We start from the raw sequence: 17,131 nt of genomic DNA on the forward strand, positions 1-17,131 counted from the left end.
GCCGGCTCAGCTTGCTAACGATATGTACCTTTCGAAGGACCGCCTAAGCAGCCGCTTCTTGCAGTTTTTCCATCAGCATCAAGGCGTTGGGCACCGCCTCGCCGTGCGCGGTGTTGTCGAAAATACACCAGACGTCGGCTCCGGATTCGCGGGCTTCGACAATGCGCGCCGCGACCGCTTCGATGAACGGCTCGTCGTAGGCCGAATAGTAGATTCGAGGCGAGCCGTGCAAACGGATGTACAAGGTGCGCGGATCGCCCACCGGTTCGGCGCTGGCGACGGGCGGTGGATGCGCGCGCACGCAGGCGACCCTGCCGTCGATTAGCGTTTGCGCGGCTTGGTCGGTGAACCACGATGCATGACGCGGTTCGCAGACAACGCGCACGTTTGTGAGGTCGCGCAGCAGCGCAAAGAAGTCGCGTGCGACGGATTTATCGAATGCGAGGCTCGGAGGCAACTGCAGCAACAGGCAGGCCATTTTCTCGCCTAGGGGCGCGACTTCCGCAAGAAATGCGCTCATGGCGGCATGGGCGTCGCGCAACCTGAGTTCGTGCGAGACCGCCTTCGGAATCTTCACGGAAAACCGGAATGCTTCGGGTACGGTTTCCGCCCAGCGGGCGTAGGTTTTCGGCTGATGCGGACGATAGAACGACGAGTTGATTTCCACGGCCGGGAACACCCGCGCATACCGCTCGAGATGGCTGCCATCCGTGGCAAATTGCGCCGCGACATTGGATGACAGCGCCCAGCCTGCACAGCCGATAAGTATCGGCGATGCGGTGGGACGAGTCTCGCGATGCGTCGAATGGGTCATGCGTGTAGGCGCAGCAAAGTCCGGGCCTATGCGGCGTGGTGATGCCGCTGGTTTAGCAGCTAGATGTGGTACCTATAAGAAAAAGGCCCGCGGGGAAGCGGGCCTTGCGAGATGCTGACGGCGGGAAGGCTGCGGAAGCAGCGTTCCTTTGCGAGAGCTTTTACGTCGACGATGGCTTTGGTCGCGCTTGGTAGCAGCTAGTCGGCTTCGGTCTTTTGCGTCGGTTAATGGACCGGACGTGCTCGATCTGCACGCCGGTTGTTACCGCTTACTCCCACTCGATCGTCGCCGGCGGCTTGCCCGAGATGTCATACACCACCCGGTTGATCCCGCGCACTTCATTGATGATGCGGTTCGACACATGACCGAGCAGCTCATGCGGCAGATGCGCCCAATGCGCGGTCATGAAGTCCAGCGTCTGCACGGCGCGCAGCGCGACCACGTACTCGTAAGTGCGGCCATCGCCCATCACGCCGACGCTCTTCACCGGCAGAAACACCGCGAATGCCTGGCTCGTCAGGTCGTACCACGACTTGCCGGTTTCCTTGTCGATGAACGTGCGCAGCGTCTCGATGAAAATGGCGTCTGCGCGACGCAGCAGGTCCGCGAAATCGCGCTTCACTTCGCCGAGAATCCGCACGCCCAAACCCGGGCCCGGGAACGGATGGCGATACACCATAGCCGGCGGCAGACCGAGCTTCACACCGAGTTCGCGCACTTCGTCCTTGAACAGTTCGCGCAGCGGTTCGAGCAGCTTCAGGTTCAACGTCTCAGGCAGGCCGCCCACGTTGTGGTGGCTCTTGATAGTCTGCGTCGCCTTCTTGCCCTTGCCCGCCGATTCGATCACGTCCGGATAGATCGTGCCTTGCGCGAGCCACTTCGCGTCGGTGAGCTTGCCGGCTTCCGTCTGGAACACCTCGACGAACTCCGCGCCGATGATCTTGCGCTTCGCTTCCGGGTCAGTCACGCCTTCCAGCTTGCGCAGGAACACGTCGCTTGCGTCGACATGAATCACCTTTACGCCCAGGTGATCCGCGAACGTAGCCATGACCTGCTCGGCTTCGTTCAGGCGCAAAAGGCCATGATCGACGAACACGCAGGTGAGCTGATCGCCGATCGCGCGGTGCAGCAGCGCCGCCGCCACCGACGAATCCACGCCGCCCGACAAGCCGAGAATCACATGTTCGTTGCCGACCTGCTCGCGAATCTTCGCGACTGCTTCGTCGATATAGTGGCCCATTTCCCAGTCGGGCCGCGCGCCGCAAATCTGCAGCACGAAGCGCTCGAGCATCGCACGGCCTTGCACGGTGTGCGTGACTTCCGGATGCCATTGCAGGCCGTAGAAGCGGCGCGTCTCGTCGGCCATTGCGGCGATCGGGCACGATTCCGTCGATGCCATCAGCGCGAAGCCAGGCGGCATTTCGAGCACCTTGTCGCCGTGGCTCATCCACACCTTCAGCATGCCGTGACCTTCCGGCGTAGTGAAGTCGCTGATGCCTTCGAGCAGGCTCGTGTGATTGCGCGCGCGCACTTCGGCATAGCCGAATTCGCGCAGATGGCCGATGTCGACCTTGCCGCCCAGTTGCTCGGCCATGGCCTGCATGCCGTAGCAGATGCCGAGCACCGGCACGCCGAGTTCGAACACCGCTTGCGGCACGCGCGGCGTGTCCGTTTCGGTGACCGAGCTCGGGCCGCCGGACAGGATCACGCCCTTCGGCGCGAAGTCGCGGATGAACGACGCATCGACGTCGTAGGGATGGATTTCCGAATACACGTTGGCTTCGCGAACGCGACGTGCAATCAGTTGGGTGACTTGCGAACCGAAGTCGAGGATCAGGATCTTGTCATGCATGGCAGCGGACGGAGTCAAAAGTGAGCGGATACGGAATGCCGCGCACGAAGCGCGGCGTTGAATTCAAAGCGGTCCACGCGGACATGCGGGCCCGCGGATGCGATGGCGAAACGCGATGATGAAGCCTGTGTGCGCCAGGTCCGCCACTGCTGCAGAGAACTGCCTGCGGCGCGCGCACACGGATTGCGGTTGCTTCGGCGAATGCAGTGGCGCGCGGCGCGTCAGCCATGAAACGGGGGCCGGGGCGCATTGGGCGCATCGGCAGCGGCATTGCGGGCCTCGTCGCGAGCGACAGCAGCTTGCGCGCGTGCAGCGCGTTCGGATGCGCTCAGACCGGGCTCGTCGACCGCCGGATGCAACGGCGCGGTAGATGCCGAGCCGAGCGGCCGCGTGTCCGGAGCAGCAGGCACCGCCGTCGCAGGCACAACCGTCGCAGCAGGCATGGCCGGCTCGACGAGCGGCTCCGCGCGATACACCGGGAAGCCTGCCGTAGCAGGCACCACGGGCTCGCGCCGGCCGTCCGTGCTTGCCGTGCTGGTTGCCGTGTTGATTGCCGCTTCGTTCGCCGCCCTGTTGGCTGCATTTTTGGCGGCGTCTTTCGCAGCCTGCCTTTCTGCACGCTCCGCGGCAGTGGCTTCAGCGACGCGCAACTTCTCGCGCCGCCGCACCGCGCCCGACAACCGCACGCCGCCCAGACCCAGCACCAGCAACACCACACCCGTGAGCACCGCGACGATCTGCCCGAAGCCGGTCAGCGCCGGCGTGTGCAAACCGAGCAGCCAGACCAGCATCAGCACGCCGGTCAACCAGTTCACGTGGCCCACAGTCCTTGCAACCGAAGATGTCAGCCCGCCGTCGATCGACGCATGCAACGCGAGCCACGCGAGCCCGATCAACGCAATGCCAAACGCCTGGCCGACCAGCGCCGGCTGCGTTTGCACCAGCAGCAGCGCGTTGTACAACGAAGTCCACGGCGTCAGCAGGAACAACAGGCCGAACGCGAGCAGCAATAACGCGTCGACGATCAGTACAGCGCGCAGCAATGGCTTCATTGGCGTTTAGTCCACGTGGTAGTTGGGCGCTTCCTTGGTGATTTGCACGTCGTGCACATGCGACTCGCGCAAGCCCGCGCCCGTGATTTGCACGAACTCGGCCTTGTCGTTCATCTCGGCAATCGTGCGGCAACCGCAGTAGCCCATGCTGGCACGCACGCCGCCGATCAGCTGGAACAGGATCGCGTTGACCGAGCCCTTGTAGGCGACGCGCCCTTCGATACCTTCCGGCACGAGCTTGTCGATGTTTGCCGAGTTGTCCTGGAAGTAGCGGTCCGCCGCGCCGTCCTTCATCGCGCCGACCGAACCCATGCCACGGTAGGACTTGTACTGGCGGCCCTGATACAGGAACACGTCGCCCGGTGCTTCTTCGGTGCCGGCGAACATGCTGCCCATCATCACGGCATTTGCGCCCGCTGCAAGCGCCTTGCTGACGTCGCCCGAGAAACGCACGCCGCCGTCTGCGATAACCGGCACGCCTGTGCCCTTCAGCGCTTCGGACACGTTCGAGATCGCGGTGACTTGCGGCACCCCGACGCCCGCGACGATTCGCGTCGTGCAGATCGAGCCCGGGCCGATACCGACCTTCACACCGTCTGCGCCGTATTCGACGAGCGCCTTGGCTGCCGCCGCGGTGGCGATGTTGCCGCCGATCACCTCGACGTGCGGGAAGTTCTGCTTGACCCAGCGCACGCGCTCGAGCACGCCCTTGCTGTGACCGTGCGCGGTGTCGACGACGATCACGTCTACGCCCGCCTGAACCAGCAGTTCGACGCGCTCTTCATTGTCCGCGCCGACGCCGACCGCCGCGCCCGCGCGCAGCTTGCCGTGTTCGTCTTTACAGGCGTCCGGGTGCTCGGTCTGCTTGGTGATGTCTTTCACCGTCATCAGGCCGCGCAGTTCGAATGCGTCGTTGATGACGAGCACGCGCTCCAGCCGGTGGCTGTGCATCAGCGCCTTGGCCTCGGCGAGCGAGGTGCCTTCCTTGACGGTCACGAGCCGTTCACGCGGCGTCATGATGTTGCGCACCGGCTCGTCCAGACGCTCTTCGAAGCGCAGGTCGCGATTGGTGACGATGCCGATCAGCTGCGCGCCTTCCACAACCGGGAAACCGGAGATGCCATGCTGTTGCGACAGTGCAATGACGTCGCGCACCTTCATTTGCGGCGGCACCGTGATCGGATCGCGGACGACGCCCGACTCGAAACGCTTGACCTTGGCCACTTCACGGGCCTGCTCGGCCGCCGTGAGGTTCTTGTGGATGATGCCGACGCCGCCCATTTGCGCCATGGCGATAGCGAGGCGGGCTTCGGTGACCGTGTCCATAGCGGCGGACACGAGCGGCATATTCAGGGAAATATTGCGGGTCAGCCGGGTCTTGAGGCTGGTGTCGCGCGGCAGAACATCGGAGAAGGCCGGGACGAGGAGCACGTCATCGAACGTGAGTGCTGTTTGGATCAGACGCATGGCAAATCCTATAGGCGCAAAAGCGAATTATACGCGATACCTCCCCGCTTTTCACTGCGCGAACAGCAGCTTAGCGAATTTCGGGTGCTTTTTTTCGTGGCTTAGCGTCCGCTATTTCGCTTCGTCTTTCGCCTCGGGTTCGATCGCGTTTCGTTTGCTCGCCTCGAATGCAGAATCAAACAAGACGCGCGCGGCGCCCAACGGCTAATCTGCGGACCATCCCGGTTTTCTTGCAGGAGTGGTCGATGCAGCGCGGTGTCGCATATGGAGTGATAGCTGGAGCCTTGTGGGGCATGGTTTTTCTGGTCCCGCGGGTGCTGCCGGACTTTTCACCGCTTCTGCTGTCCGCCGGCCGGTACACCATGTACGGCGTCGTCTCGCTGGCAGCGGCGTTGCCAATGGCGCGCTCGCTCGTCAAACGCCTGACTCGCGAGGACCTGGTCGCGCTCGTCAAGCTCGCGCTGGCCGGCAATCTGCTGTATTACCTGCTGCTGACTGCCGCTGTGCATCTGGTCGGGATTGCGCCGGCGTCGCTGATCGTCGGCGTGCTGCCCGTCACGGTGACGCTGATGGGCCGCGGCGACCACGGCGCGGTGCCGCTTTCCCGCTTGGGCTGGCCGCTCGCGATGGTGATGGCCGGCATCGCCTGCATCAATATCGACGTCTTCACGGTCGCCGAAGGCACGCCGGTCAGCGTTCTCACCAAAATGCTCGGCCTCGCCTGCGCGGTCGGCGCGCTCGGCTGCTGGACGTGGTTTGCAGTCGAAAACGCTCGCTACCTTCAGCGGCAGACGCGTTTCACCGGCAACGAGTGGTCCGTGTTGTGGGGCGTGGTGACGGGCATGCTCGGCGCCGCGCTCTGGCTCGCGGCCGCCGCGCTGCCGCCGGGCGGCCCGCAAGGCGAACTGGCGTCAGGCCGCTGGCACAGCTTCTGGATGCTCAACCTCGGTCTCGCGATTGGCGCGTCGTGGGTCGGCAACGGGCTGTGGAACGCGGCGTCGAAGCGGCTGCCCCTCACGCTTTCCGGCCAGTTGATCGTATTCGAAACGCTGTTCGCGCTGCTCTACGCATTCATTTACGACGAACGGCTGCCGCGGCCGCTGGAGATCGCGGCAATCCTGTTACTGGTGGCGGGTGTGTGCTGGTCTGTGCGTCAACATGCGGATGACGATTCCGGCGGCGCCACGCCTATCGGGAAAAAGGCGCACGGTTCGGCGCCTTGAAGCGGGCGATGCGCCTGTGAGCGGGCGCTACCGCGAATCCTTGTTCTGCCAGCGGCGGCCTTCAATGGAGCCCGCCTTCCGGGTTTTTTCGACGCGGCGTTGGCGAGAAACCTTCGGGTCCACCAGCAGCGGCCGGTAGATCTCGACGCGGTCGTGATCGGCCAGCGCCGTATCGAGTGGCTTGAGCTTGCCGAATACACCGACCTTCTGCGTGCGCAGATCGATCTGAGGATAACGCTGCAAAACGCCGCTAGCCTCGATCGCCTGCATGAGTGTGGCGCCCGCGGGCAGCTCGACGTCGATCAGCACCTGCTCGGTCGCGAGCGCATAGCAGACCTGAACGGACAGACGTTCGCTCATGCCTTGCCGTAGCGCTGATCGGCGCGCTTCACGAACGATTCGACGAAAGTATTGGCGATGTGATTGAACACCGGCCCAATGATCTTCTCGAGAATGATGTTGGTGAACTCGTAGTGCAACGCGAATTCGATCTTGCAGGCGTCCGCGCGCAACGGCGTGAAGCGCCAGAAACCGGTGAATTTGCGAAACGGGCCGTCAGCGAACTCCATGTCGATACGCGTGGGCCGCTCCATGCTGTTGCGCGTGGCAAAGTGCTGCTTGATACCCTTGAAGTTGATGTCGATCTTCGCCTCCATGCTGGTGTCGTCCCGGTGGCGGACCTCCACTCCTCCGCACCAGGGCAGGAAGTTGGGGTAATCGGCGACGTCGGTGACGAGGTCGAACATCTGTTCCGCCGAATGGCGGATCAACACGGTTTTTTGGACATCTGCCATAAATTGAACAGCGCGCGGCGAGGGTGGACGAGCGCGGCGGGCTTTCCTTGCCCCGCTTTGCTAAAATCGTGATTTTAAACGAGTTGGGCACTTTCCATTCATGAGCATTATCGACAACAGAAAAGCCTTCTACGACTATTCGGTCGAAGAACGCTACGAAGCAGGGCTCGTGCTCGAAGGATGGGAGGTCAAGGCCTTGCGCGCCGGCCGTGGCCAGATCAAGGAAGGTTACGTCGTGATCCGTAACAACGAACTGTTCCTGATCGGCACGCATATCAGCCCGCTGCCCGAGGCCTCGACCCACATCACGCCCGATCCGGTCCGCACACGCAAACTCCTCTTGCATAGCGAGGAAATCAGCAAACTGATCGGCAAGGTCGAGCAGCGCGGCTATACGCTCGTGCCGCTGAACTTCCATTACAAGGGCGGCCGCGTCAAATGCGAAATCGGTCTCGCCAAGGGCAAGAAGCAGCACGACAAGCGCGAAACCGAGAAAAAGCGCGATTGGGAGCGCGAAAAGGCGCGTCTGATGCGCTCGCCGGGCTGAGCTCTTGCACGGTCTGCGTCGTTCGCTTTACGCGACGCGAAAGAACTGTCGCGCGGATATGCCGCACCTTGCCCGCGAGACCGCCGCATCTTTTTCACCTGATCTAACAAAAATGGCCCGCACTGATGCGGGCCATTGTTTTTGCTGCGCCATTATTGAAACGGTCTTACGGCCGACTCGCCCGTGCCTCGCCCGGATTGGTCAGCGCGCGTCTGCCACACCCTTGCCTTTATTCACGATGGCGAGCGCCGACGCGATCATCGAACTCATGTCCGACAGATTGCCCGGCACGATCAGCGTGGTGCCCTGCTTTGCCAGATTGCCGAACGCGTTCACGTATTGCTCGGCGACCTTCAGATTCACCGCCTCCATGCCGCCGTTCGACTGAATCGCAGCGGCAATCTTCTGAATGGCCTGCGAATTTGCGTCCGCAACGGCAAGAATCGCCGCGGCCTGACCTTGCGCCTGGTTGATCGCCGCCTGCCGCTCGCCTTCCGATTTCTGGATCGCCGCTTCGCGGCCGCCCGACGCGATATTGATCTGCTCCTGCTTGCGCCCTTCCGACGCCGCGATCAACGCGCGCTTCTCACGCTCGGCAGTGATCTGCGCCTGCATCGCGTGAAGAATTTCCTTTGGCGGCGTCAGATCTTTAATCTCGTAGCGTAAGACTTTGACGCCCCAGTTCGCCGCGGCTTCGTCGAGCGCGGAAACAATGCTGTGATTGATGAAATCGCGCTCTTCGAAAGTCTTGTCGAGTTCGAGCTTGCCGATCACCGAGCGCAGCGTGGTCTGCGATAACTGCGTGATTGCGAACACGAAGTTGCTCGACCCGTACGACGCCTTCATCGGATCCGTGACCTGGAAGTACAGCACGCCATCGACCTGCAACTGCGTATTGTCGCGCGTGATACAGACTTGGCTCGGCACTTCGAGCGGGATCTCCTTGAGAATGTGCTTGTAAGCGATCCGGTCGACGAAAGGAAACACGAAGCTCAAACCCGGCGTCAGCGTGCTGTGATAGCGGCCAAGGCGCTCGAGCACCCATGCGTGCTGCTGCGGCACGATCTTGATGGTCTGCGCCGCCAGCACGATCACGATGACCAGAAACACCGCCCCGATGATGGTCGAATCCATATCTGCACTCCAGAACCGTTAGTTGGTTTAATTAATTGCTGCGAGCCTACCGGTCAATATCAAAGATGCGCCGCATTGGACCGTGCATGCTGCGCCGCTGCCACCACGAGGCAACTGCCGCGCAACTCTTTGATCTCGTAAATGCGGGCATCGTCCGGCTCTCCGGGCGCGAGTTCGACGTCCCATTCCGCCCCGCGATAACTCACTCGCGCACGACGCTCGTGCCATGCCGGCACGCTCACCGTCTGACCGATGTCGAGATTGACGTCCGGATTCCTGGACGCCTCCTTGCGCGTTCTGCGGCCGAAACGCGAACGCCTCAACACGAGCACCGCGGCGAGCGCGACGATCGCCGCGACCGCGAACTGCATGTCTGCTGCAGCGCCCGCGATATGCGCAATGGCTGCAGCGACGCAACCGAGCGCGATCATCAGCAAATAGAAAGTGCCGCTGAGCAACTCCAGCACGACTAGCACACCGGCCCCGATCCACCAGAACAGTCCACCTGGCGCCACTTCGACCTCCACAAAGCAAAACACCCCGGATCTACCGGGGTGTTTATAGCACGAAGCGGATGCGGATTACCGGCATCGAACGTGCGATTCAGCCTGCCTTTGATGCGCGTTCGATGTGCTTTCGCTACGCGTTCGATCTGCCGCGCGTTTCGTCATGCGTGCCGCTTACGGCGCGGCACGCGCAACGCTTACTTCGTCGACGTTTTTGCCAGCTGTTGCCAGGTCTCGATGATCGTGTCCGGGTTCAGCGAGATCGACTTGATGCCTTCGTCCGTCAGCCACTGAGCAAAGTCGGGGTGATCCGAAGGACCCTGACCGCAGATACCGACGTACTTGTCGAGGCGCAGGCACGTTTCGATAGCGCGCTTGAGCATGAACTTGACCGCCGGGTCGCGTTCGTCGAAATCGACGGCCAGCAACTCCATACCGGAGTCGCGGTCGAGGCCGAGCGTGAGTTGCGTCAGGTCGTTCGAGCCAATCGAGAAACCGTCGAAGAACTGGAGGAATTCCTCTGCCAGAATCGCGTTCGACGGCACTTCGCACATCATGATGAGACGCAGGCCGTTCTCGCCGCGCTTCAGGCCGAACTTTTCGAGCAGCCCGACCACGCGCTCGGCCTGCTTGAGCGTACGCACGAACGGCACCATGATCTCGACGTTGTCGAGGCCCATCTCTTCGCGCACCTTCTTCAGCGCGACGCATTCCATCTGGAACGCTTCGGCGAAGTCTTCAGCGATGTAGCGCGACGCGCCGCGGAAGCCCAGCATCGGGTTTTCTTCGTCCGGCTCGTAACGCGAACCGCCAATCAGCTTCTTGTACTCGTTCGACTTGAAGTCCGACAGACGCACGATCACGGGCTTCGGATAGAACGCTGCAGCGATCGTCGCGATACCTTCGGTCAGCTTGTCGACGTAGAACGCGCGCGGCGAGGCGTGACCGCGAGCGACGCTTTCCACGGCCTTCTTCAGGTCTTGATCGATGTTCGGATATTCGAGAATCGCCTTCGGATGAACGCCGATGTTGTTGTTGATGATGAACTCGAGCCGCGCGAGACCCACGCCGGCATTCGGCAATTGCGAGAAGTCGAAAGCCAGTTGCGGGTTGCCGACGTTCATCATGATCTTCACCGGAATCGGCGGCAGGTCGCCGCGCTGCACTTCGGTGATTTCGGTTTCGAGCAGGCCGTCGTAAATCTTGCCTTCGTCGCCCTCAGCACACGAGACGGTGACGAGCGAGCCCTCTTTCAGTACGTCGGTCGCGTCGCCGCAGCCCACCACGGCCGGCACGCCCAGTTCGCGCGCGATGATCGCCGCGTGGCAGGTACGGCCGCCCCGGTTCGTAACGATCGCGGATGCGCGCTTCATCACCGGCTCCCAGTTCGGGTCGGTCATGTCGGCGACCAGCACGTCGCCCGGCTGCACACGGTCCATTTCCGACGGATCGTGAATCACGCGCACCGGACCCGCGCCGATCTTCTGGCCGATCGCGCGGCCGGTGGCCAGCACGTTCGATTGTCCCTTCAGCTTGAAGCGCTGCTCCGCCTTGCCGGTCGCCTGGCTCTTCACCGTTTCGGGACGTGCCTGCAGGATAAAGATCTTGCCGTCGCGGCCGTCTTTGCCCCACTCGATGTCCATCGGACGCTCGTAGTGTTTTTCGATGATGACCGCGTACTTCGCGAGCTCGATCACGTCTTCGTCAGTAATCGAGAAGCGGTTGCGCTGTTCGTGCGGCACGTCGACAGTTTTCACGCGGCCTTCTTCGCCGGCCTTCGTGAATTCCATCTTGATCAGCTTCGAGCCGATCGAACGGCGGATGATCGGATACTTGCCTTGCGCGAGCGTGGTCTTGTAGACGTAAAACTCGTCCGGATTCACCGCGCCTTGCACGACGGTTTCGCCCAGACCATAGCTCGACGTGATGAAGACCGCGTCTTTGAAGCCGGATTCGGTATCGAGCGTGAACATCACGCCGGCCGCGCCGACGTCCGAGCGCACCATGCGCTGAACACCAGCCGACAACGCGACTTCAGCGTGCGTGAAGCCCTTGTGTACGCGATAGGAAATAGCGCGGTCGTTGTACAACGACGCGAACACGTGCTTCATGCGATCGAGCACTTCCTCGATGCCGACCACGTTGAGGTAGCTTTCCTGCTGACCCGCGAACGACGCGTCCGGCAAGTCTTCCGCCGTTGCCGACGAACGCACGGCAAAGGAAAGCTCTTCAGGCGAGCTGTTTTGCAAGGTCTCGAAACCTGCGCGGATGTCAGCCTCAAGTTGCGGCTGCAACGGCGCTTCGACGATCCATTGACGGATCTCCTTGCCCGCTTCGGCGAGCGCCTTCACGTCGTCGACGTCGAGCGTCTCCAGACGTTTGGCGATGCGTTCGGTCAGGTTGTTGTGATGCAGGAAGTCGCGGAAAGCCAGCGCCGTCGTGGCGAAACCGGTCGGCACGCGCACGCCTGCTTCGGCGAGCTGACTGATCATCTCGCCTAGCGACGCGTTCTTGCCGCCGACAATCTCCACATCGGTCATCCGCAACTGCTCGAACGGAACTACATATGCCCTATCCTTTGCGACGGTAACTGCGTTAGTCATACAAGCCCCTAAGTGTGAAAGAAATTCACGGCTGTGCAAGTGGGCTCGAACGCGAGACGCCCATTGGGAGCGTGACCTCGCGTCTTGCACAACCTGTTGGAGAAGCAATCGCTTACGGAGCTTGCGGCGCTTGCGTACCACGCCGATGCAACGCGCTTGTGCAATGCATCACGCCGGCAACGCCAACGAAGCCAACCAGGGCGACGAAGAGCGCGAATGCCCGGATTTAGCGATCGATGCGCCGCGTTCCGTGGCGTTTGACGTCCGATACCGGAGCGTTGAACGACCGTTCGCGGCGAGTTAGGCGCCAATCGCCTGCAATTGCTTATCCAACAGGTTGCCGCTATTCTACCGTGCCGACTCTCGAAATGTGACTGTCGGACGAGAATTGCGCCTCCAACCGCGCCCGGACCGCCTGCGCGGCTCTTTCAATCTTTTCCGAAGAGTCTGCAGGTGCTTCCCGGCGCAGTAGCGGTGCCCACGGCGCGTTGTTTGACGCCGCTGCTTTGCGGTCAGCCACCGCGCAGCGAAATCAACGCAGCGATGTTCCATTCGAGCGCTTTTTGCCGCTCACGTTCCCTGCCCCACTGATGCCGCCCACCGTATTCATCGTCTCCGACGGTACCGGGATCACTGCCGAAACCTTCGCGCATTCGATCCTCTCCCAGTTCGACCAGAAATTCCGCCTGGTTCGCGTGCCTTTCGTCGACTCGACGGAAAAAGCCTACGCCACGCTCGAAAAGATCAACGAAGCGATCCAGCAAGACGGCCGCCGTCCGATCGTGTTCACGACGCTCGTGGACAGCGCCTCGAATCAGATCGTCAAGGGCTCGAATGCGCTCGTGCTGGACATGTTCCAGACCTTCGTCGAGCCGCTGGAACAGGAACTGGAACTGAAGTCGAGCCACGCGATGGGGCGCGGTCACCAGAACGCGGACACCGAGGAATACAAGAACCGGATCGAGGCGATCAACTTCTCGCTTGCGCACGACGACGGCCAGTCGAACCGCAATCTCGCCGATGCCGACGTGATACTGGTTGGCGTGTCGCGCAGCGGAAAAACGCCGACGAGCCTGTATCTGGCCATGCAGTACGGCGTGAAAGCGGCCAACTATCCGCTGATTCCGGAAGATTTCGAGCGAGGCAAACTGCCTACGCCGTTATTGGCGCATCGGCAGAAAATGTTTGGGCTGTCGATCGATCCTCAGCGGTTATCGGAGATCCGTAACGAGCGCCGGCCGGGCAGCAAGTACGCCGCACCGGAGAACTGCCGTTACGAGATCAACGAAGCCGAAACGATGATGCGTCGCGAAGGGATCAAGTGGCTGTCGTCGACGCACAAGTCGATCGAAGAGATCGCGACCACGATCCTGCAGGAGATCAAGCTGGATCGCCCGTCTTATTGAGCGGGGAAACGCGAAGACGAACGCGCGTCGCCGTGCATGTTTGCGGCGCGCTGTTGTCTGCATTGCTCGAAGACGCATACAGCGGCCGCGGCCGCGACATTGAGCGACTCCATGCCGCCCGGCTGCGGAATCGTCACCCGCAATGAGACGGCCCCACGCCAGATTTGCGATACGCCGGCCCCCTCGTTGCCGAACACCCACGCAAGTTGTCCGCTCAGGTCACAGTCGTAGATCGCCGCCGCGCCGTGCGAGTCGGTGATCACGACAGGCACCGCGAGGCGATCGATCAACGTCTGCGCTTCGACGTCTTCGTAGATCTGCAGCAGGAAGTGTGCGCCCATGCCGGAGCGCAACACCTTGGATGACCACGCGTAGGCGGTGCCCGGCGCGCAGAACACGTGCTGGATACCCGCCGCGGCTGCGCTGCGCAAGATCGAGCCGACGTTGCCGGCGTCCTGCACGCCGTCGAGCACGACGCATGTCTGCGCGACCTCCTCCGGCAGCGGCATGGCCAGCCTTTCCACGAGCAGCAGAATCCCGACGCCGTGCACGACATTCGACAGCTGTCCGAAAAGCGCATCCGGCAACGTGACGATGCGATGTTCGTCGATGCGCGAAACGATCGCCTGAGCTTCGTCGTGACGCAGTGCGCCGTCGGTGACGACGCACATTTCCGGCTGCCCGGCTACATCGAGATAAGCGCTCGCGAGATGGAAACCTTCCAGCAGCGCATGGCCGCTGCGGCGCTGTTGATGCGTCGAACCGGCGAGCGCCTTCAGGCGTTTATAGAGCGGATTGTCCCGCGAGGTGATGGCTTTCACAGGCAGCGAAGACGGTGAGGTAAGGAAAAAGGTTAGCGGGCGGAAAGCGTTACGCTCGATGCCATCCCGCACCGCGAGTAGATCGAGCCGCCCGCCAAATCCGCGCGATATTCACGCGCCGCTGTGTTCGCCGAACGCGTCGCGATCGAGCATTGCGTCGTCCAGCATGCCGTTCGCCAGCATATCCGGCACGACGATGACTTCGCCCGCGGGCAGCGGCACGCCAGTGCCGAATCGCATATGGGCCTCGCGCACGGGCGCGAACGAGCGCCGGTGATGCTCGCAGGGACCGTGCTCCCGCAACGCCGCGAGGTGTTGCGGCGTGCCGTAGCCCGCATGCGCATTGAAGCCGTAAAGCGGATACGTCTGGTGCAGTTCCAGCAGCATCCGGTCGCGCGTGACCTTGGCAAGAATCGACGCCGCCGAAATGCATTTCACGAGCGCGTCGCCACCAATCACTGCTTCGCTACGCACGGTCAATGTCGGGCATCGATTACCGTCGATCTTCACCAGCGTGGGCGTGACGGACAGCCCTTCCACCGCACGCTTCATCGCCAGCATGGTTGCATGGAGGATGTTCAGCGAATCGATTTCTTCGACGGTTGCCGATGCAATGCAGTACGCGAGCGCGCGGTCGACGATCTTGTCGTATAGCTCGTCACGCTTTTTGGCGCCCAGCGCTTTGGAATCGTCGAGGCCGCGAATCATCGGCTTCGACGGATCGAAAATCACCGCCGCAGCCACGACCGGACCGGCCAGCGGTCCGCGCCCTGCTTCGTCGACGCCGCAAATAATGTCGCCGGGCGTCTCGAAGTTCAAGCCGACCTGCCGGCCGGCCGATCCCGCCGCGCCTGCGACGGCCGCGGTCTTGCGGCGAGGCGCGGGTACGTTGGTGCGCCCGCTGGTGCGTCCGTTCTTCACGGCCGCGCCTTGCGTTTTTCGACAACGCTCGCGACGACTTCCGCCGCACGCTGCGCAGTGTTCTGCTTCAGCACGTGGTGCATCTCCGTGAAGATTTCCGTCAGCGTGCGCCGGTTGGCTTCATCGCGCAACTGTTTCAGCGTGGCTTCGGCCAGCGCCTGCGGCGTCGCGAAATGCTGGAGGATTTCCGGTACCACGAAGCGCCCCGCCAGAATGTTCGGCAAACCGACATACGGCAGATAGCCCTGCCGGCGCATGATCTGGCCGGTCAGCCAGGGCACCTTGTAGGAGATGACCATTGGCTTTTTCAGCAGCGCCGCCTCGAGCGTGACGGTGCCGCTTTTCACGAGGATCGCGTCGGCGGCCGTCATGGCGAGTTGGGACTGGCCGTCGGTAATGGTCAGCGCGAGGCCGGGGTGCGAGTCGACCAGCGGGCGCAGCATCTCTCGCAACGCGGGCGTCGCCGCCGGCATCACGAAGCGAAGACCGGGCTCCTGATGCTGCATCATTTCCATCGCCGCGAAGAACGTCGGCCCGATCAGGTCGATCTCCGAGCGGCGGCTACCCGGCAGCACCGCGATGACAGGACCGCTTTCCGCGAGACCGAGCGTCCGGCGCGCGCCGAGCGTGTCGGGTTCGAGCGGAATCTCGTCGGCAAGCGGATGACCCACGTACGAAGCCGCGACGCCCGCTTTTTCAAGCAGCGCCGTTTCGAACGGGAACACGCAGAGCATATGGTCGACGGCCTTCGCGATCTTTTTGATGCGCCCGCCGCGCCACGCCCAGATTGACGGGCACACGAAGTGAATCGTCGGAATGCCCGCCTCGCGCAGCGGATGTTCGAGCCCGAAGTTGAAGTCGGGCGCGTCGACGCCTACGAACACCGCTGGCGGCTCGGCCAGCAGTTGACGCTTCAGGTCGTTGCGAACACGCAGGATTTCGGGAATGTGCCGCAGCGCTTCGACATAGCCGCGCACGGACAGCTTTTCCATTGGCCAGTGCGCGTCGAAACCCGTGGCAATCATGCGCGGGCCGCCGATTCCGTAATAGTGCGTGGCGGCAGGTAGGCGGCTCGCGAGGCCGTTCAGCAGCGACGACGCCAGCAGGTCGCCGGACGGCTCGCCGGCCACCATCGCGATGCGTAGCGGACTGGGTTGCAATGCCATCGCTTAGCGGATGATGCCGCGCTGCGACGCTTCGACAAATGCCAGCAGCGTTCGCACCGGCTCGTCGCCGTCGCCGCCGGCCGACGCCAGTTCACGCAACTGCACTTTCGCTTCTTCGAGCGACAGGCTGTTCTTGTACAGCAGTCGATACGCGGAGCGCAGCGCCGAAATCGCGTCCGGCGAGAAACCGCGGCGGCGCAGACCTTCGACGTTGATGCCGTGCGGCTCGGCCTTGTTGCCGGCCGCGATCACGAACGGCGGAATGTCCTGCACGAGCGCGGAAGCGCCGCCCAACATGGAATGAGCGCCGATGCGCACGAACTGATGCACGCCCGACATGCCGCCGACGATCGCATGGTCGCCAATCGTCACGTGGCCCGCCATCTGTGCGTTGCTCGAAAGAATTACGTTGTTGCCGACGTGGCAGTCGTGCCCGATGTGCACGTACGCCATGATCCAATTGTCGTCGCCGAGCGTGGTCACGCCCGCGTCCTGCACCGTGCCGGTGTGGATCGTGGTGAACTCGCGGATCGTGTTGCGGTTGCCGATTTCGAGCCGGGTAGGCTCGTCTTTGTACTTCATGTCCTGCGGACGGCCGCCGACCGATGCATAGTGGCCGATCCGGTTGTCTTCGCCGATCGTGGTGTGGCCTTCGATCACGCTATGCGAACCTACAGTGGTCCGGGCGCCGATCGTCACGTGGGCGCCGATCACCGCATACGGTCCGACTTCGACGGATTCGTCGAGTTGAGCGCCCGGTTCGACGATCGCAGTGGGATGAATCCTGCTCATGCGTCCTCGCTTCTGATTCTGTTGCGTTGTCTG

At 62.5% G+C, this 17,131-nt stretch carries 16 protein-coding genes; 3 read left to right on the forward strand and 13 right to left on the reverse strand.

Annotation, left to right across the window (positions count from 1 at the left end):
- Positions 1-43: 43 nt before the first annotated feature.
- The 4 genes from ACTJLB_RS22355 to guaB all read right to left on the reverse strand — a co-directional run bounded on the left by ACTJLB_RS22355 (position 44) and on the right by guaB (position 5,185).
- The gene (locus ACTJLB_RS22355) at positions 44-814 is read right to left on the reverse strand and encodes a DUF72 domain-containing protein (RefSeq protein ID WP_440784489.1); all 771 of its coding nucleotides are present in this window, start codon (positions 812-814) and stop codon (positions 44-46) included.
- 268 nt (positions 815-1,082) lie between these two features.
- Positions 1,083-2,666 carry a glutamine-hydrolyzing GMP synthase gene (gene guaA / locus ACTJLB_RS22360; protein ID WP_027775308.1) on the reverse strand — a complete coding sequence of 528 codons (1,584 nt, stop codon included), beginning with the start codon at positions 2,664-2,666 and terminating at the stop codon, positions 1,083-1,085.
- A gap of 221 nt (positions 2,667-2,887) precedes the next feature.
- On the reverse strand, positions 2,888-3,718 hold the full coding sequence (locus ACTJLB_RS22365; protein WP_440784490.1) for a hypothetical protein: 831 nt from the start codon (positions 3,716-3,718) through the stop codon (positions 2,888-2,890).
- Positions 3,719-3,724: 6 nt separating this feature from the next.
- Positions 3,725-5,185 (reverse strand): IMP dehydrogenase, encoded by a 1,461-nt coding sequence (guaB, locus tag ACTJLB_RS22370; RefSeq protein ID WP_020065652.1) that lies wholly within the window; start codon positions 5,183-5,185, stop codon positions 3,725-3,727.
- Positions 5,186-5,430: 245 nt separating this feature from the next.
- Here guaB and ACTJLB_RS22375 point away from each other — a divergent pair, with 245 nt between their 5' ends.
- Positions 5,431-6,408 carry a DMT family transporter gene (locus ACTJLB_RS22375; protein ID WP_440784491.1) on the forward strand — a complete coding sequence of 326 codons (978 nt, stop codon included), beginning with the start codon at positions 5,431-5,433 and terminating at the stop codon, positions 6,406-6,408.
- 27 nt (positions 6,409-6,435) lie between these two features.
- Here ACTJLB_RS22375 and ACTJLB_RS22380 read toward each other — a convergent pair whose 3' ends face one another.
- Together ACTJLB_RS22380 and ACTJLB_RS22385 are read right to left on the reverse strand one after the other, a co-directional pair.
- On the reverse strand, positions 6,436-6,768 hold the full coding sequence (locus tag ACTJLB_RS22380; RefSeq protein WP_020065649.1) for an RnfH family protein: 333 nt from the start codon (positions 6,766-6,768) through the stop codon (positions 6,436-6,438).
- Complete coding sequence (locus tag ACTJLB_RS22385; RefSeq protein ID WP_006048694.1) at positions 6,765-7,202, reverse strand: type II toxin-antitoxin system RatA family toxin; 438 nt, start codon at positions 7,200-7,202, stop codon at positions 6,765-6,767. Before ACTJLB_RS22385 ends, ACTJLB_RS22380 begins: the two co-directional genes overlap by 4 nt.
- A gap of 100 nt (positions 7,203-7,302) precedes the next feature.
- Between ACTJLB_RS22385 and smpB the strand changes: the two genes are divergently transcribed.
- Positions 7,303-7,749 (forward strand): SsrA-binding protein SmpB, encoded by a 447-nt coding sequence (gene smpB / locus ACTJLB_RS22390; RefSeq protein WP_020065648.1) that lies wholly within the window; start codon positions 7,303-7,305, stop codon positions 7,747-7,749.
- Positions 7,750-7,950: 201 nt separating this feature from the next.
- On the opposite strand, the gene ACTJLB_RS22395 is transcribed toward smpB, so the two are convergent.
- From ACTJLB_RS22395 to ppsA, 3 genes are all read right to left on the reverse strand, one after another.
- On the reverse strand, positions 7,951-8,883 hold the full coding sequence (locus tag ACTJLB_RS22395) for an SPFH domain-containing protein (RefSeq protein WP_020065647.1): 933 nt from the start codon (positions 8,881-8,883) through the stop codon (positions 7,951-7,953).
- A gap of 59 nt (positions 8,884-8,942) precedes the next feature.
- Positions 8,943-9,398 (reverse strand): NfeD family protein, encoded by a 456-nt coding sequence (locus tag ACTJLB_RS22400; RefSeq protein WP_408189469.1) that lies wholly within the window; start codon positions 9,396-9,398, stop codon positions 8,943-8,945.
- A 188-nt stretch (positions 9,399-9,586) separates the two neighbouring features.
- Positions 9,587-11,992: a phosphoenolpyruvate synthase gene (gene ppsA / locus ACTJLB_RS22405; protein ID WP_027804254.1), complete on the reverse strand. Its 2,406-nt coding sequence runs from the start codon at positions 11,990-11,992 to the stop codon at positions 9,587-9,589.
- A 590-nt stretch (positions 11,993-12,582) separates the two neighbouring features.
- Here ppsA and ppsR point away from each other — a divergent pair.
- A complete protein-coding gene (ppsR, locus tag ACTJLB_RS22410) occupies positions 12,583-13,398 on the forward strand; it encodes a posphoenolpyruvate synthetase regulatory kinase/phosphorylase PpsR (protein ID WP_020065643.1) in 816 nt (271 codons plus the stop codon).
- Here the strand turns inward: ppsR and ACTJLB_RS22415 are convergent.
- The 4 genes from ACTJLB_RS22415 to lpxA all read right to left on the reverse strand — a co-directional run bounded on the left by ACTJLB_RS22415 (position 13,392) and on the right by lpxA (position 17,098).
- Positions 13,392-14,219, reverse strand: coding sequence for a TrmH family RNA methyltransferase (locus tag ACTJLB_RS22415; RefSeq protein WP_440784492.1), 828 nt, complete (start codon positions 14,217-14,219; stop codon positions 13,392-13,394). The genes ppsR and ACTJLB_RS22415 overlap by 7 nt on opposite strands.
- Positions 14,220-14,330: 111 nt before the next feature.
- Positions 14,331-15,140 (reverse strand): ribonuclease HII, encoded by an 810-nt coding sequence (gene rnhB / locus ACTJLB_RS22420; RefSeq protein ID WP_440784493.1) that lies wholly within the window; start codon positions 15,138-15,140, stop codon positions 14,331-14,333.
- Positions 15,137-16,306 carry a lipid-A-disaccharide synthase gene (gene lpxB, locus ACTJLB_RS22425; RefSeq protein WP_027804252.1) on the reverse strand — a complete coding sequence of 390 codons (1,170 nt, stop codon included), beginning with the start codon at positions 16,304-16,306 and terminating at the stop codon, positions 15,137-15,139. Before lpxB ends, rnhB begins: the two co-directional genes overlap by 4 nt.
- A 3-nt stretch (positions 16,307-16,309) precedes the next feature.
- A complete protein-coding gene (lpxA, locus tag ACTJLB_RS22430) occupies positions 16,310-17,098 on the reverse strand; it encodes an acyl-ACP--UDP-N-acetylglucosamine O-acyltransferase (protein WP_027804251.1) in 789 nt (262 codons plus the stop codon).
- Between the last annotated feature and the right edge of the window lie 33 nt (positions 17,099-17,131).

This window comes from Paraburkholderia sp. 22098 (assembly GCF_052045935.1).
GTDB lineage: Bacteria > Pseudomonadota > Gammaproteobacteria > Burkholderiales > Burkholderiaceae > Paraburkholderia > Paraburkholderia caledonica.